This is a genomic window from Luedemannella helvata, from assembly GCF_039528415.1.
GTDB classification, from domain to species: Bacteria; Actinomycetota; Actinomycetes; order Mycobacteriales; family Micromonosporaceae; genus Luedemannella; species Luedemannella helvata.
Genome location: NZ_BAAALS010000001.1, coordinates 310028 through 324020 on the forward strand (window position 1 = coordinate 310028; position 13993 = coordinate 324020).

Genomic DNA, 13993 nt, shown 5'->3' on the forward strand with positions numbered 1-13993 from the left:
CGCCAGAGTGCCAAGTTTCTTGATCACGGAGGCGGAGAAGTGCCCACCTACCAGTACGCCTGCACCGCGTGCGGCCACCAACTCGAGGCCGTCCAGTCGTTCTCGGACGAGCCGCTGAGCGTCTGCCCGGCGTGCGAGGGCAAGCTGCGCAAGCTGTTCAACTCGGTAGGCATCGTCTTCAAGGGCTCGGGCTTCTACCGGACGGACTCCCGCTCGGGCGCGAAGGACTCCACGGGCGGCACCACCCCGGCCCCCGCCCAGAAGTCCGAGTCGGCGGCGAAGGAGACGAAGCCGGCCACCACCGCGGCGTCGTCGACCAGCACCCCGGCCGCGACCACCACCTCATCCGCGCCCGCCAAGGCCTGAACCTCTCGTTCGGCGAGCGCACCAACACAAGCACGGCGGGAACCCGCCCCCCTGAGGCCACCCTCCGGCCGCACCTCTTCACCCCTCCCCACCGTGCCCGTGGGCCCGCCCCGCCCCGCCAAAGTCACGCATATGGCGGGGTGGAGGACGACCCGCCTCGCCAAAGTCGCGCATTTGGCGAGGCCGCGGGCATCCGCCCCGCCAAAATCACGCCTTTGGCGAGGTGGAGCAGGGCCCGCCCCGCCAAAATCACGCCTTTGGCGACATGACGCGCCCCTCGCCCCGCCAAAATCACGCCTTTGGCGACACGGCGGGCGCCGCGAGCCGCCAAAATCACGCCTTTGGCGACGCGGCGGGCGCCGCGAGCCGCCAAAATCACGCCTTTGGCGACATGACGCGCCCCTCGCCCCGCCAAAGTCACGCATATGGCGACGCGGCGGGCGCCCCGACCCGCCAAAATCACGCCTTTGGCGACACGGCGGGCGCCCCGACCCGCCAAAGTCACGCCTTTGGCGACGCGGCGGGCGCGACCGACCCGGCAAGGTCACGTCCTTGGCCAGCAAAGCGGGCATTTCCCCAGGCCGCCCGCCGTTGCCATCCACCCACCGCCACTCACTAGAAGCCCTATAGTCCGAAATATGAACATTGTCCGGGGCTTTAAGGAATTCATCGTTCGCGGGAATGTCATCGATCTTGCGGTCGGCATCGTCATGGGGGCCGCGTTCGGCGCGGTGGTCAATTCTTTCGTCAACTCGTTCATCGCGCCGCTGGTCAAGCTCGCCACGGGCGGCAAGGCGGTCAGCGGCACATGGCGCGTCAAGGACGCCGTGTTCGACTGGGGCGGGTTCATCAACGCGGTGATCACGTTCCTGCTCACGGCGGCCGCCGTGTACTTCTTCGTGGTCGTGCCGATCAACCGGCTCAACCGGCGCCGCAGGGCCGAGGAGGAGGCGCAGCTCAGCGACGAGGCGCGGCTGCTCACCGAGATCCGCGACGAACTACGGACCCGCTAGTCCCAGTGTGGCGGGCGGTCGGCGAGCAGCCGGTCGTCGTTGTCGGAGGAGCGCTCGCCCCAGCCCGCGTCCGTGTCGTCGCGGGTCGAACGGGGCAGCACGGGAGCATCGTCGACGAACGGCGCCTCGTCGTCCAGGTCGACCACGCGATCGTCATCAACACCAGGTTGCACGGGACGAGCGTAGCGCCGCCCGGGTTGCGGTTGAATGACGGGAGTGGACACGACCGGTGACGTTCTGGCGCTCCTGATCAGGCGGTACGCGTTTCGCGAGATCGCCGCGCTGCTCGGCGCCGGCCTGCTGGCCGAGGACATCCCACCGCACCGGGCGGCGGTGGCCCAGCAGCTGTGCGCGTACGGGCAGCGCCTGTTCGACCTGGACGGCGAGGACCTGGCGAACCCGGACGCGGCGACCGGCGCCAACCTGGACACCTCGCTGGTCGACTCCACCCACGACCACGTGCCGGCGCACCTGATCCGGCGGGGCGCGCAGTGCCGCATGCCCCAGTCGCCCGACGAGGAGCCGCGCGCGGCGCTGCGTACGCTCGTTCCGGCGTACCAGCTGGTTCTGGAAGTTGTCGCCGCGCGGTGGCGACGCCACGAGACCGCGTCACTGCTGGCGGCGCTGCACATCGCGAGCCAGTATTCCTACCTGCTGGCGTGGGAACGGGCGCTCGGGCACGCCGGCGACCCGACGCGGCTGGTCCGCGACGAGACGGTCGTGGGGCTCGACAGCCGGTTCGGGGTGTGGGAGGCCACCGACTGCCCGCATACGCGACCGGAGCGGGCCGCCGCCAGCCGGGCGCTGCGCGTGTCCCGCTCGACGGACCTGAGCTGGCGCAACTATCTCGATCGGCAGCATTCGACGATGGCCCGGGCGCTGGGAGTGTGCGCGGCCAACTGCATGACCCCGTGCACGGTGATGGGGAGCCGGCGGGAGGCGGAACGGGTACGGCTCGGCGCGGCGTGCCGGGCGGCGTTCGCGTTCGCCGAATCGGCGGTGATCCGGATGCGCCACGCCGCGCCGGTGGGCCACGGGTTCGGGCTGCCGTCGCGCGACGAGGTGGCCACGGCGTGGCAGGGCAGTCGGATCGTCATCGCCAGGCACGGCGAGGTGGCCGCGGCGGTCCTCGCGGAGGACGGCTTCCCGCTGCCGGGCCTGCCGTCGCTGCTGTCCGGCATCGCCGGGCGACGGTTGCGGCCGGACACCCTGCTGGCCGACACGGCCGCCGAGATCACCGCGCGGCTGACTCCCTAAGCTGGACGGATGGCCGCCAAGGGAATGCTTCCGCTCGACGACGCGCTCGCCGAGGTGCGGGCCGCGCTGCTCGACCGGGGCCGCCTGATCCGCGCGGTCGCGGCCGGTCGTCGCAAGGGCATGACCCCCTCACTCGTACGCGCGCAGCTGCGCCCCGTGGCTCTCAAGTCCGGGGACCGGTTGCAGATCGTGACCGACGACGGGGCGCGCCCGCACACCCGCAACGTGGGCTGGGACGACACGGAAGCGGTGGATGAGCTGCTCGCCGAGCCGTTCGGCAACTGGCACGTGGAGACGATCGACGAGACGCTGCAGCTGCGGGTCACGAAGAAGGGCGACGCGCACCTGCACCGGGCGGCCACGCCGAGCGACCGCGTGGCCGGGCCGGGCGCGCACGACCGGGCCAAGGAGCACCTGCTCGACCCGGGCGACCCGCTGTTCGACGTGATCGGCGGGACGGCCGCGAAACGGCGGCAGGTGGACGCGTTCCTGCGGGCCCTGGACGCGGTGCTCGGCGACGACCCGGACCTGCCGCAGCCGCTGCGGGTGGTCGACCTGGGCTGCGGCAACGCGTACCTGACCTTCGCCGGGTACCGCTACCTGACCAAGGTGCGCGGGCTGACGGCGGAGCTGGTCGGCGTGGACGTGCGCGACGACCAGCGGGTACGCAACACGGAGCTGGCCGCCCAGCTGGGCTGGTCGGAGTGGGTCCGGTTCGAGGCCGGCACGATCGCCACCGCGGCGGTCGACGCCGCCGACGTCGTGCTGGCGCTGCACGCGTGCGACACGGCCACGGACGAGGCGCTGGCGCGGGCCGTGCGGTGGCGGGCCCGCTACGTGCTCGCGGCGCCGTGCTGCCACCACGACGTCGCGACGCAACTGCGCGGCGGGCGCGCTCCCGCCCCGTACTCACCGCTGGTGAAATACGGCATCCTGCGTGAGCGCTTCGCGGACGTCCTCACGGACACCCTGCGGGCGCAACTGCTGCGCCTGAGCGGGTACACAGTGGACGTGGTGGAGTTCATCGACTCCCGGCACACGCCGCGCAACCTGCTGCTACGCGCCCGCCGCACCGGCGCGGCGCCGACGGCCGCGCAGCGCGACGAGTACGCCCGGCTGGTGGCGGAGTGGGGCCTCACGCCCCACCTCGCCACCCTGCTCGGCGATCAGGACTCGGCGCCGGCCAGTTCGTAGCCGGCCTCGTCGACGGCGTGCACGACGGCGTCGATCGGCAGCGGCGCGTCGCTGTCGACCGTGACCTGCCCGGCCTCCAGTTCGACGCGCACGTCGCGGACGCCGGGCACCTTCGTCAGCTCCTCGGTGACCGCCTGCACGCAGTGTCCGCAGGTCATGCCGACCACGGTGTACTTCGTCTGCACGGGCATTGTCGCTGTGCTCCTTTCAGGACCGGACGAGGCGCGCGATCGCATCGGTCGCCTCCTTGACCTTCGCGCTGGCGTCGCCGGTGCTGCCGGCCTCGACAACGCAGTGGGCGATGTGCCCCTCCAGCAGGCCGAGCGCCACGGCCTGCAGGGCGCGGGTGGCGGCGGAGATCTGGGTGAGGATGTCGATGCAGTACGCGTCCTCGTCGACCATGCGGTGCACGCCCCGCACCTGGCCCTCGATGCGGCGCAGCCGGCCGAGCATGGCCTGCTTCTCGGGGCCGTACCAGTAACCCTGGTGCTCCGCCTCGCCGTGGGGGTGGCTGTCTTCCATACCGATCAGCATACCCCTAGGGAGTATATTGGCGCGTCGATGTTGCGCCAATGAGGCAATTCGCGTTAAATGTCCGGCGTGGAAGGCGCCCATACCGGTTTCTGGGTAAGGTCGGCTGCCGCGGTGGCCACCCTCGTGATCGGCTTCCCCTCGGCCGGGCACGCGGACCCGCCCGTGGCGGATCAGCTGGAGGCGGCCAGCCACCGGCTGGAGAAGGTCGTGGAGCGCTACAACGCCACCCGCGCCGACCTGGCCGCCACGCGCGCCCGGATGCGGGTCATCGCCCGCCAACTGCGCCCCCTCGACAGGCGCCTCGACGCGGCGCAGAGCCGGGTCGGCCGCATCGCGGCCTCCGCGTACAAGGACGGCGGGCTCGTGACCGCCGGCGCGCTGCTGTCCGCGACGTCGCCGCACGCCCTCGTCGACCGCCTGCTCGCCCTCGACCACCTGGCCCGCACCGAACGCCGCGACGTGCGCGCCCTCGACGCCCTCGACGCCCGGCTCCGGTCCCGCCAGCGCGACCTCACCGGGCTGGCCACCCGGCTGGCCAAGCAGCGACGCGAACTCGCCGCCGACAAGGCGGAGGTCATCGCGGAGATCACCCGCCTGGAGGGCCTGCGGGCCGCCGCCCGGCAGGCGGACTGGGGCGCGCCCGTCACGAACCTGGGCAGCGACCCGGTCAGCGTGCAGGAGCGCGCCCTGACCAGCAAGGGCGCCCGTTCGGCGGTCAGCTACGCGCTCGACCAGCGCGGCAAGGACTACCAGTTCGGATCGTCCGGGCCGAACGCGTTCGACTGCTCCGGGCTGGCCATGGCCTCCTGGCGGCGCGCCGGCGTCTACCTGCCCCACAACGCTGCCCGCATGTGGTGGTCGGTGCCGCACCTCAACCGGTCCGACCTACGCCCCGGCGACCTGGTCTTCTACTACAGCGACATCCACCACGTCGCCGTCTACATCGGGAGCGGTCGCGTGGTGCACGCCCCCGGCTGGGGCCAGCCGGTGACGATCTCGCCCCTGCACCACGCCCCCGTCTACGGGTACGGCCGCCCCGGCTAGGTCGCGGAGAACCCGCCGTCGAGCATGATGTGCTGGCCCGTCACGTAGGCGCTCGCCGGGCTGGCGAGGAAGACGGCCAGGCCGGCGAAGTCGTCCGGCACGCCGTTGCGGCCGATCATCGTGCGGGCCGCGAACGACGCCGCCCGGGCCGGGTCGCTGAACAGCCGCTCGTTCATCGGCGTGTGCACCACGCCCGGCGAGATCGCGTTGCAGCAGACGCCGTGCCGCGACCACGCCTCGGCCTGCGACCGGGTCAGGGACACGAGCCCGCCCTTGGTCGCGCCGTACCCGCCGCTGTCCGCGTACGCCCGCACGGCCTGCTGCGACGACAGGTTGATGATGCGGCCCCAGCCGCGCTCGGCCATCCCGGGCCCGAACCGCTGGCCCAGCAGGAACGGCGCGGTCAGGTTCACCGCGAACAGCGCGTCCCACTGCTCGGGCGTCAGCGACGCGAGCGGCGGCCGGATATTCACGCCGGCGCTGTTGACGAGGATGTCCGGCTCCCCGTAGAAGCCGGCCGCACGGTCGGCCGCCGCGGCCAGCGCCGCGCGATCGGCGAGGTCGGCGCTCACCCAGTCGGCCGCCGCGCCGCCGCCGCGCAGCTCCTCGACGGTCGCCGCCAGGGTCGAAGCGTCACGCCCGAGCACGACCACGCGCGCGCCCGCCGAGGCCAGGGCGCCGGCGATGGCCCGACCGATGCCCGAGTTGCCGCCGGTCACGAGGGCCGTCCGACCGCCCAGCCCGAACTGTTCCACCAGCCATGAAAACACGCCTCATGATGCACCCTCGGAATCTCAGGTAAGCGCTTTCCCATGCTAGGGTGCGCCTCATGTCACAGGAAGCCTCCCGCTCGGACGCCCCCTCGCCCGACGCATCGCGCCTGATCACGGACCGGTTGGCCGCGACCCGGCTGCTGCCGGTCGTCGTCATCAACCGGGCCGGGGACGCGCGCCCGCTCGCCGACGCGCTCGCCGAGGGCGGGCTGCGCACCGCCGAGGTCACCATGCGCACCCCGGCGGCCATGGACGCCATCCGCGCGCTCGCCGACGTGCCGGACCTGCTGGTCGGCGCCGGTACGGTGCTCACCACGGCGCACGTGGACCAGGCCGTCGACGCGGGCGCGTCGTTCATCGTCAGCCCCGGGTTCAGCGCCCAGGTGGTCACCCGCTGCGCGACGCTGGGCGTGCCCGTCTTCCCCGGCGTGGCCAGCCCGTCGGAGATCATGCTCGCGTTCGAACACGGCCTGCGTACCCTCAAGTTCTTCCCGGCCGAGCAGCTCGGCGGCGTGCCCATGATCAAGGCCCTCGCCGCGCCGTTCGCCGACGCGCGGTTCATCCCGACCGGCGGCATGACGGCCGCGTCGCTGCCGGACTACCTGGCCCTGCCGGCCGTGCTCGCCGTCGGCGGCAGCTGGATGGTCGCGCCGAAGCTGCTCGACGCCGGCGACTGGAAAGAGGTCACCCGCCTGACCGCCGAGGCGGTCGCACTCGCGAAGGAGTCCCCGAATGCCGCTGCCTGAACCGCGACCCGCCGACGAGTGCCGCTATGACCTGGTCTCCCTCGGTGAGGTGATGCTGCGCCTCGATCCGGGCGAGGGCCGGGTGCGCACCGCCCGCAGCTTCCGCGCCTGGGAGGGCGGCGGGGAGTACAACGTGGCCCGTGGCCTGCGCCGCTGCTTCGGCATGCGCACGGCCATCGTCACCGCGTTCGTCGACAACGAGGTCGGCCGGCTCCTGGAGGACCTCGTCCTCACCGGCGGCGTGGACACGAGCTTCGTCACGTGGCGCACGGACGACGGCATCGGCCGGACCGTCCGCAACGGCCTGAACTTCACCGAGCGCGGGTACGGGGTGCGCGGCGCGGTCGGCACGTCCGACCGGGGCAACACGGCGGCCTCCCAGCTGCGGCCGGAGGACGTCGACTGGGACCACCTGTTCGGCACGCTCGGCGCGCGCTGGTTCCACACCGGCGGCATCTACGCCGCCCTGTCGGAGACGACCCCGGACGTCATCGAGGCCGCCATGGCGGCCGCCCGCCGGCACGGCACGATCATCTCGTACGACCTGAACTACCGCCCCTCCCTGTGGAAGGCGATCGGCGGGCAGGAGCGCGCCCGGGAGGTCAACCGGGCGCTCGCCCGCTACGTCGACGTGATGATCGGCAACGAGGAGGACTTCACGGCGAGCCTCGGCTTCGCCGTGCCGGACACGGACGAGTCCCTGACCAGCCTGGAGGTCGCCAACTTCGAGCGGATGATCGGCGAGGTCACCAAGGAGTACCCGAACTTCTCCGTGGTGGCGACCACCCTGCGCACCGTCCGCTCCGCGACGGTCAACGACTGGGGTGCGATCGCCTGGGCCGACAACGCCTTCGTCACGGCCACCCACCGCGAGCGCCTGGAGATCCTCGACCGGGTCGGCGGCGGCGACAGCTTCGCCTCCGGCCTCATCTACGGCCTGCTCTCCGGCTTCGACCTGCACAAGTCCATCGAGTACGGTGCCGCGCACGGCGCCCTGGCCATGACCACGCCGGGCGACACCTCCATGGCCAACCTCAAGGAGGTCGAGTCGCTGGTCAAGGGCGGCGGGGCCCGGGTGCAGCGTTAAGACAGCTCCTTGAACATGTAAACGGTGTCCTGAAAGCCGCCGACGGCCCTCGCGTAGCGGGGGATCACGCCGGCGGCCTGGTAACCGATGCGGCGGTAGAGCCGCTCACCGTCATCGCCGGTCCGGGTGTCGAGGACCAGGAGAGTACGGCCGTGAGCGCGCGCGCCGTCCTCGGCCGCCGCCATCAACGCGGCGCCGAGGCCGCCGCGCCGGGATCGTGGGTGCACGAGCAGCTTGGTGATCTCGGCCCGGTGCCGCCCGTTCGGCGGCGAGTCGAGCACGACCTGCACGGTGCCGACGAGTGCCCCGCCCCGCCGCGCGCCGAGCAGCACCCGCGCGCCGGACGACACCGGACGGCGCAACCCGCGCCAGTACTCGCGGGCATCCTCGACGCCGAGCGGGGCGACGAACCCGACGCTGGCGCCCGCCGCCACACTCGCGGACAGGATGCCGGCGAGGTCGTCCAGGTCCCGACCGACCGTCCGGTCACTGCCGGCGAGGGTCACAGGTTCGATCACGCTCGCGATGGTGTCACGATGAGGGCCGCCCGGTCGTTACCGCGCGGCGTAATGTCACCGCGATCACCACGGCTAGTACATCGAGATGTGCACGTGGTTCTCGTGGTCGCCGGATGGCGACCCGTCGCCGTTGTACGAGTGCCAGCCGGTGCTGACCTCCCAGATCTGGTTGAACCAGATCACGTACATGATGCCGAGCGCGGAGGCGTTCTTCACCGCCCAGGCGGCGAGCCGGTTGCCGTACGTGCGGTCCGAGCCCGTGGCGACCCCGCCGAACGTGCCCACCTCGGCGGAGAAGTCGCAGGCGCGGCCCTTGGGGTGCTCACCGAAGGACTGGGTACGCCAGCAGCGCGTGTACCGGCCGAAGCCGGCCAGCCGCGCCTCGTTGAGCGTGTGGTACATCCGCTTGGTGATGCAGCCGCCCGTACCGGTCGGATCGTCCACGTTGCAGGACTCGGCGGACCAGCCGCCGTCGGAGTTGCGCTTGGCGGGCTGGGCGGCGGGCACGTCGCCGCTGAAGCCGGCGCTGACCATTCCGCCGGCCGCGGCGAGCGCGTTCTCGGCCTTGGTCTTGGCCTTCTCCAGGTCCTTGAAGTGCTTCTCCTGCTCGTGGATCTCCTTGTTGAGCGCGTCGCGCTTGCGCTGCCCGTTGAGCCGCAGGTCCTTGAGCTTGCGGAGCAGTTCGTCGTCGCGCTCGATCACGTATGCGGCGATGGTGGCGCCCTGCAGCATGTCGCTGCTGTTCCTGGCGCCGAGCAGGGCGCTGACGATGCTGACCTGGGAGCCCTTGTAGCGGCCGGCGGCCATCCGGCCGACCTCGGCGGTGGCCGCCAGGTATTCCTTGTCGGCGGCGCGGATCTGCTTTTCGAGCTCGCGCTGCTTCTTCTGCGACTTCTTGAGCTCGACCTGCGCCTTGCTGTAGGCGAGGGCGGACTCTTCGAGCTTCTTGCGCAGGCCGTTGTCGCTCTCGTCGGCGTCGGGCGCGGCCGAGCGCGGGCCGGCCCCCGGACCCGCGACCGCCGGCCCGGCCGGGCCGGAGACGACGCCGAGCAGGGTGAGCAGGACGGCGCCGATGGCGGTCCACCACCGCCTGTCGCGCCTGCGTCGCATCAAGATCATCGGGGGGTCCTTCCGGGGCCGGCCGCCAGACTACCGGACCACGGCGCGTCCCTCATCTCGAAGACGACAGCGTCACCGCAGCGTAAGCGCCCTGTCACCAAGCGGGACCAATCGCGGACGCGACGATCCGCGCGCCCAGCGCGACCATCGGCAGGCCGCCACCCGGGTGCACGGACCCGCCGACCAGGAACAGTCCGCGCACGGGTCCCCTGTTGCCCGGCCGCCGCAGCCGGTGCGCGGGCGTACCGTAGATCGCCCCGCCCGGCGCGCCGGTCGCGTCCGAAAGGTCGGCCGGGGTGCGCAACTCCCGGAACACGAGCCGGTCGCGCACGTCGATGCCGCGCGCGGCGAGCACGGCGAGCACCCGGTCGGCATACCGGTCCGCGACGCCCGGCGCCCGCCAGTCGACCGCGCCGTGGGGGGCGGCGTTGACCAGCACGAACCACGCCTCGTGCCCGGCCGGGCGGACGGCCGGGTCGTCCGCCACGGTGACGAACACGGCCGGGTCCTCGGCGAGCCGCCCGCCGAAGACCGCGTCGAACTCCGCGTCGTAGCGCTCCGGAAAGGTCACCGTGTGGTGCGCCAGCCCGCTCGCGCCCCGCACGCCGAGCAGCAGCACGAACCCGGCCAGGCTGCGCTCGCGGTGTGCCACCGCGCGCCGGCGGTCGGGCAGCAGGCGCCCGTACACGTGAGCGGCGTCCACGTTGGCCACGACCACGTCCGCGGGCAGGAAGCCGCCGCCGTCGAGCTCGACCCCGGTGGCCCGGTCACCGTCCACGCGAATCCGGCTCACCCCTTCGTGGGTACGCACGACCGCGCCCGTTTCGGCGCACAGCTCGCCGAGCGCCGTGGCCAGCCGGGTGAGACCGCCCCGGACGTACCACCCACCGTGCGCCAGTTCCGCGTACGGGATGGCGAGCAGTGCCGCCGGCGCGCGCCTCGGGTCGGCACCCGCGTATGTCGCGTACCGGTCGAGGAGCGTGCGCAGCCGGGGGTCGCGCAGCGCGCGGCGCCCGGCGTCGCGGAGCGTGACGCCCGGGGCGATCGCCGCGAGGTCGCGTAGCCGCCAGGCCAGCCGCGCGGCCGCGAGCGGCCGGTCCAGGTCGCGGGTGAGGACGTCGCGCCACGACGCCCGCCACACCCGCCCGGCCCGCCGCCACAGCCGGTCCCAGTCGCCGGCGGCGCCCGCGCCGAGGGTGGCGTCGATGCGGGCGAGAAAGGTCGCGTGGTCGCTGGACGAGTCGAGCCACGTCCCGTCGGCGAACCGGTGCCGCACCACCGGGTCCAGCGGCCGGAGGTCGACTCGTTCACGCAGGTCGGCCCCGCAGGTGGCGAACAGCTCGGCGAAGACGTCCGGCAGCGTGAGCAGGCTCGGGCCGGTGTCGAACCGGAACGTCCCGACGTCGGTGTGCCGCTCGTAGGAGGCCAACTTTCCGCCCACGGTCGCGGCCCGTTCCAGCAAAGTGACGTGGTGCCCGGCCCGCGCGAGCCGGGCCGCCGCCGCGAGCCCACCGACCCCCGCCCCGACGACCACGACCCGGCTCACACCGCACCCCCGCCACGCCCGGCCACACCCGCGCCCCGCGCACTCGCACCGCTTCTTCTCATCGCGCGCCGTCCAGGGTGCGGTCCTTCCAGCGGAGCGCGCCGCGGCGGCGGTGGCGCAGCGAGCGCAGGACCAGCCAGCCGAAGAGCGCGACGGACGCCGGGTGGGCCAGCGCGTCGGGCCAGGCGCGCCCGCCGGTCACCCGCGCGGTCACGACCCGCCCGGCGACGCCCGCGACACAGCCCGCCACGCACGTGGCGACCGCCCACCCCGGCCACGCGGGGGCCGTCAGCACGACGAGCACCGGCAGCAGGTAGAGCCAACCGAGCAGCGCCACGATCGCGAGCGCGCCGGCCGACGAGCCGAACGCCGCCCACAGCGACTTCGTGTAACCGTCGACCAGGTCGCGCCACGAGTCGTACATGCGGCAGGTGGCCAGCGCGGACCCGTCCGCGAGGCCGATGGTGCCGCCGGCCCGCTTCACCGCCCGGGCCAGCTCGACATCCTCGACGATCCGGTCGCAGACGGCGGCGTGGCCGCCCGCCCGCCGGTACGCGTCCGCCCGTACGAGCATGAACTGGCCGCCGGCGGCGGCCAGCGACGGGCGCCGCGACCGGCGCAACGCGCGAAGCGGCAGGAACGTCAGCCACGACCACTGCAGCAGCGGCTGCGCGAGCCGCTGCCCGAGCCCGTGCGCCACCACGCGCGGGTACGGCGTGAGCAGGTCCACCCCCGTCCGGTCGAGCGCCTCGACCGCGCCGGCGAGCCCGCCGGGCGCGAGCACGACGTCGGCGTCGACGAACGCGAGGACGTCCCCGGTCGCCGCGGCGGCGAGGCGGTCGCAGGCGTACGGCTTGCCGAGCCACCCCGGCGGCGGCCCGTCCCCGGCGAGCACCCGCACCCGCGCGTCGCCGCCCGCGACGGCCCGCGCCAGGTCGGCCGTGCCGTCCGTGGAGCCGTCGTCGTACACGAGGATCTCGGCGGCGTCGCCCTGGGCGAGCAGCGCGGACAGACACGCGCCGATCCGCCGCGCCTCGTCGCGGGCGGGCAGCAGCACGGACACGCGCGCCGGCCGGGCCGGGCCTGCCGCCGGCACGCTGCGCGCGGGCCGCGCGGCGCGGAGGTCCGGGCCGGGGCGACCCGGCCCGCCCGCGCTCCCGGTCGGTCGGGCGCGCGGCAGCAGCCGGGCGTTGACGATCGCGTGTGCGGTGGCGGCGACGGCTCCGGACGCGCCCGCGGCCACCAGCGTCGCCAGCCAGAACGGCGCGGTCACGGCGTCGCCCCGCGGCGCCAGCTGATCGCCAACGGGACGGCGACCAGGCCCATGCCGAGCGCGCCCCAGGCGGCGGAGGCCGGCAACGACAGGAAGGCCGCGTGCGCCAGCACCGACGAGGCGTAGGTCCACAGGTACAACGCGAGCATCGGGGCGTCCGTGGCGGACGGGCGCGCGTGGCCGAGCGCGACCGTCAGCCCGGTCGCGACGATCAACGCGACCAGCAGCCAGCCGAGGTAGTTGCCGAGGGGGACGCCGGTGACGCCGGGGAGCGCCGGGTCCGGGTCGTGCCAGACCCAGTGGCCGTCCGCGACCATCTGCGGGTCGAGGAACAGGTCCCACGCGGCCAGTGCCACGGCGGCCACGACGACCCGGGCCACGCCGGCCCGCACGGAGCGACCGGTGACCAGCCGGCCGGCCGCCAGCCAGGCGGGCCAGGCCATCCACGCCCAGGCGAGGCCGATCAGGAGGGGGACGCCGCCGAGCTGCGGGCCGAGGCTGGCCGCGTAGTCGTACCCGCCGAACGGGACGCCGGTCCGTACGCCCAGCAGTTCGACCGCGAACCCCGCCGCGGCCACGCCGAGCAGAGCCGCGCCGGCCCGCGCGCCGCGGGCCGTGATCGCGTGGGCGAGGCTGGCGGCGAAGCCGAGGAGGACGGTCACCACGACCAGTGCGGCCCGCACCGCCCCGGTCGTGAGCGGGTAGCAGATCTCGGCCGCCACCAGGGCCGCGAGCAGTGTCCACACGAGCCTCACGCGGCCGCCCACCCGATGACCGACCGGTCGCCGGCCACATCCAGCAGCGCGAAGCGGGCGAACAGCTCCTCGGCGTACCAGCGCTCTGCCGGGGTCGCCGCGATCGCGCTCGTGTGGGCCGGGTTCCGGTAGGCGAACGCGCGCAGGGCGGCCGCGTCGCGCCACACGCTCACGGTGCCCTGCCAACCGATCGGCGCCTCGCCGACGCCGAACGTGGCGTGCAGCCCGTCGGCGCGCGCGACCGCGTCCGCGACCGGCCCGATGGCCCGCCAGAACCGCAGGGCGCGCGCCGGACGCAGCCGCGCCCGCGTCAGTGCCACGACGATGCCCCGGTCGGGAGCCGCCCCGGGGTCCGGTTCGAAGGGGCGGCGACCCGCCCAGGTGCCGCGGCCCGACAGGGGCGCCAGGTCCAGGCGGCACTCGGCGGTCGCGATCCGTCGCCACGCGCTGGCGACCGTACCCGCCTCGAAGTCCGCCGCGGCGGCCGGCGAGTGCCACGCGGACAGCACCGCCCACCGGGTCGCGTCCGCCCCGCCCGGGCCGAAGCCCCGACCGGTGCCGAGCACCTTCGCGAACGCGCACCCGGGCAACGCGCGGACCCGGCCGCGGTCGCGGGCCACGCGCCACAGCGCGGCGCCGACTCGCACGGGTGGCACCCGCCAGATATGCATGGTCACCAGCGGCACACCGCTATCGTGAGGCACACGGCGGCGCCGTGACCAGCGATAAGAAGATGAGTAACACCGACCCATCCGTGGTCGCGCGTGG

The 13993-nt window shown here is 73.8% G+C and carries 17 protein-coding genes; 7 read left to right on the forward strand and 10 right to left on the reverse strand.

The genetic code is table 11. The annotated features are described in order from the left end of the window. Window positions 1-39 precede the first annotated feature (39 nt). Together ABD191_RS01420 and mscL are read left to right on the forward strand one after the other, a co-directional pair. A complete protein-coding gene (locus tag ABD191_RS01420; protein WP_344075832.1) occupies window positions 40-366 on the forward strand; it encodes an FmdB family zinc ribbon protein in 327 nt (108 codons plus the stop codon). A gap of 638 nt (window positions 367-1004) precedes the next feature. Continuing rightward, entirely contained in the window at window positions 1005-1379 is a 375-nt protein-coding gene (gene mscL / locus ABD191_RS01425; RefSeq protein ID WP_344075834.1) for a large conductance mechanosensitive channel protein MscL, read from the forward strand. Here the strand turns inward: mscL and ABD191_RS01430 are convergent. Further along, complete coding sequence (locus ABD191_RS01430) at window positions 1376-1552, reverse strand: hypothetical protein (protein ID WP_344076158.1); 177 nt, start codon at window positions 1550-1552, stop codon at window positions 1376-1378. The two genes, mscL and ABD191_RS01430, sit on opposite strands and share 4 nt — an antisense overlap. Before the next feature lie 34 nt (window positions 1553-1586). Here ABD191_RS01430 and ABD191_RS01435 point away from each other — a divergent pair, with 34 nt between their 5' ends. Together ABD191_RS01435 and ABD191_RS01440 are read left to right on the forward strand one after the other, a co-directional pair. Further along, window positions 1587-2636: a hypothetical protein gene (locus ABD191_RS01435; RefSeq protein ID WP_344075836.1), complete on the forward strand. Its 1050-nt coding sequence runs from the start codon at window positions 1587-1589 to the stop codon at window positions 2634-2636. A gap of 9 nt (window positions 2637-2645) precedes the next feature. Then, window positions 2646-3830, forward strand: a complete 1185-nt coding sequence (locus ABD191_RS01440; RefSeq protein WP_344075838.1) for a methyltransferase — start codon at window positions 2646-2648, stop codon at window positions 3828-3830. On the opposite strand, the gene ABD191_RS01445 is transcribed toward ABD191_RS01440, so the two are convergent. Both ABD191_RS01445 and ABD191_RS01450 read right to left on the reverse strand, forming a co-directional pair. Beyond that, window positions 3803-4021: a heavy-metal-associated domain-containing protein gene (locus ABD191_RS01445; protein WP_344075840.1), complete on the reverse strand. Its 219-nt coding sequence runs from the start codon at window positions 4019-4021 to the stop codon at window positions 3803-3805. The two genes, ABD191_RS01440 and ABD191_RS01445, sit on opposite strands and share 28 nt — an antisense overlap. A 16-nt stretch (window positions 4022-4037) precedes the next feature. After that, on the reverse strand, window positions 4038-4364 hold the full coding sequence (locus tag ABD191_RS01450; RefSeq protein WP_425560620.1) for a metal-sensitive transcriptional regulator: 327 nt from the start codon (window positions 4362-4364) through the stop codon (window positions 4038-4040). A gap of 111 nt (window positions 4365-4475) precedes the next feature. Here ABD191_RS01450 and ABD191_RS01455 point away from each other — a divergent pair, with 111 nt between their 5' ends. Beyond that, complete coding sequence (locus ABD191_RS01455) at window positions 4476-5408, forward strand: C40 family peptidase (RefSeq protein ID WP_344075842.1); 933 nt, start codon at window positions 4476-4478, stop codon at window positions 5406-5408. Here ABD191_RS01455 and ABD191_RS01460 read toward each other — a convergent pair. Then, on the reverse strand, window positions 5405-6178 hold the full coding sequence (locus ABD191_RS01460; protein ID WP_344075844.1) for an SDR family NAD(P)-dependent oxidoreductase: 774 nt from the start codon (window positions 6176-6178) through the stop codon (window positions 5405-5407). The two genes, ABD191_RS01455 and ABD191_RS01460, sit on opposite strands and share 4 nt — an antisense overlap. A gap of 59 nt (window positions 6179-6237) precedes the next feature. On the opposite strand from ABD191_RS01460, the gene ABD191_RS01465 reads away from it, so the two are divergent. Together ABD191_RS01465 and ABD191_RS01470 are read left to right on the forward strand one after the other, a co-directional pair. Further along, window positions 6238-6927 carry a bifunctional 4-hydroxy-2-oxoglutarate aldolase/2-dehydro-3-deoxy-phosphogluconate aldolase gene (locus tag ABD191_RS01465; protein ID WP_344075846.1) on the forward strand — a complete coding sequence of 230 codons (690 nt, stop codon included), beginning with the start codon at window positions 6238-6240 and terminating at the stop codon, window positions 6925-6927. Next, window positions 6914-8014, forward strand: coding sequence for a PfkB family carbohydrate kinase (locus tag ABD191_RS01470; RefSeq protein ID WP_344075848.1), 1101 nt, complete (start codon window positions 6914-6916; stop codon window positions 8012-8014). Before ABD191_RS01465 ends, ABD191_RS01470 begins: the two co-directional genes overlap by 14 nt. Here ABD191_RS01470 and ABD191_RS01475 read toward each other — a convergent pair. The 6 genes from ABD191_RS01475 to ABD191_RS01500 all read right to left on the reverse strand — a co-directional run bounded on the left by ABD191_RS01475 (window position 8011) and on the right by ABD191_RS01500 (window position 13977). Then, on the reverse strand, window positions 8011-8532 hold the full coding sequence (locus ABD191_RS01475; RefSeq protein WP_344075850.1) for a GNAT family N-acetyltransferase: 522 nt from the start codon (window positions 8530-8532) through the stop codon (window positions 8011-8013). The two genes, ABD191_RS01470 and ABD191_RS01475, sit on opposite strands and share 4 nt — an antisense overlap. Before the next feature lie 72 nt (window positions 8533-8604). Continuing rightward, complete coding sequence (locus ABD191_RS01480) at window positions 8605-9651, reverse strand: coiled-coil domain-containing protein (protein ID WP_344075852.1); 1047 nt, start codon at window positions 9649-9651, stop codon at window positions 8605-8607. Between the two features lie 94 nt (window positions 9652-9745). Beyond that, the gene (locus ABD191_RS01485) at window positions 9746-11197 is read right to left on the reverse strand and encodes a phytoene desaturase family protein (protein ID WP_344075854.1); all 1452 of its coding nucleotides are present in this window, start codon (window positions 11195-11197) and stop codon (window positions 9746-9748) included. Window positions 11198-11255: 58 nt separating this feature from the next. Beyond that, a complete protein-coding gene (locus tag ABD191_RS01490; protein ID WP_344075856.1) occupies window positions 11256-12470 on the reverse strand; it encodes a glycosyltransferase family 2 protein in 1215 nt (404 codons plus the stop codon). Then, complete coding sequence (locus ABD191_RS01495) at window positions 12467-13225, reverse strand: carotenoid biosynthesis protein (protein ID WP_344075857.1); 759 nt, start codon at window positions 13223-13225, stop codon at window positions 12467-12469. The genes ABD191_RS01490 and ABD191_RS01495 overlap by 4 nt, the downstream gene beginning before the upstream one ends. Further along, the gene (locus ABD191_RS01500; RefSeq protein ID WP_425560621.1) at window positions 13222-13977 is read right to left on the reverse strand and encodes a monooxygenase; all 756 of its coding nucleotides are present in this window, start codon (window positions 13975-13977) and stop codon (window positions 13222-13224) included. Before ABD191_RS01500 ends, ABD191_RS01495 begins: the two co-directional genes overlap by 4 nt. Between the last annotated feature and the right edge of the window lie 16 nt (window positions 13978-13993).

Bases quoted from the DNA above. Each gene is read 5' to 3' on its own strand.
- ABD191_RS01470 (WP_344075848.1), top strand. From the start codon at position 6,914: ATGCCGCTGCCTGAACCGCGACCCGCCGACGAGTGCCGCTATGACCTG.
- ABD191_RS01450 (WP_425560620.1), bottom strand. From the start codon at position 4,364: ATGCTGATCGGTATGGAAGACAGCCACCCCCACGGCGAGGCGGAGCAC.
- ABD191_RS01440 (WP_344075838.1), top strand. From the start codon at position 2,646: ATGGCCGCCAAGGGAATGCTTCCGCTCGACGACGCGCTCGCCGAGGTG.
- ABD191_RS01500 (WP_425560621.1), bottom strand. From the start codon at position 13,977: ATGGGTCGGTGTTACTCATCTTCTTATCGCTGGTCACGGCGCCGCCGT.
- ABD191_RS01480 (WP_344075852.1), bottom strand. From the start codon at position 9,651: ATGATCTTGATGCGACGCAGGCGCGACAGGCGGTGGTGGACCGCCATC.
- ABD191_RS01465 (WP_344075846.1), top strand. From the start codon at position 6,238: ATGTCACAGGAAGCCTCCCGCTCGGACGCCCCCTCGCCCGACGCATCG.
- ABD191_RS01435 (WP_344075836.1), top strand. From the start codon at position 1,587: ATGACGGGAGTGGACACGACCGGTGACGTTCTGGCGCTCCTGATCAGG.
- ABD191_RS01445 (WP_344075840.1), bottom strand. From the start codon at position 4,021: ATGCCCGTGCAGACGAAGTACACCGTGGTCGGCATGACCTGCGGACAC.
- mscL (WP_344075834.1), top strand. From the start codon at position 1,005: ATGAACATTGTCCGGGGCTTTAAGGAATTCATCGTTCGCGGGAATGTC.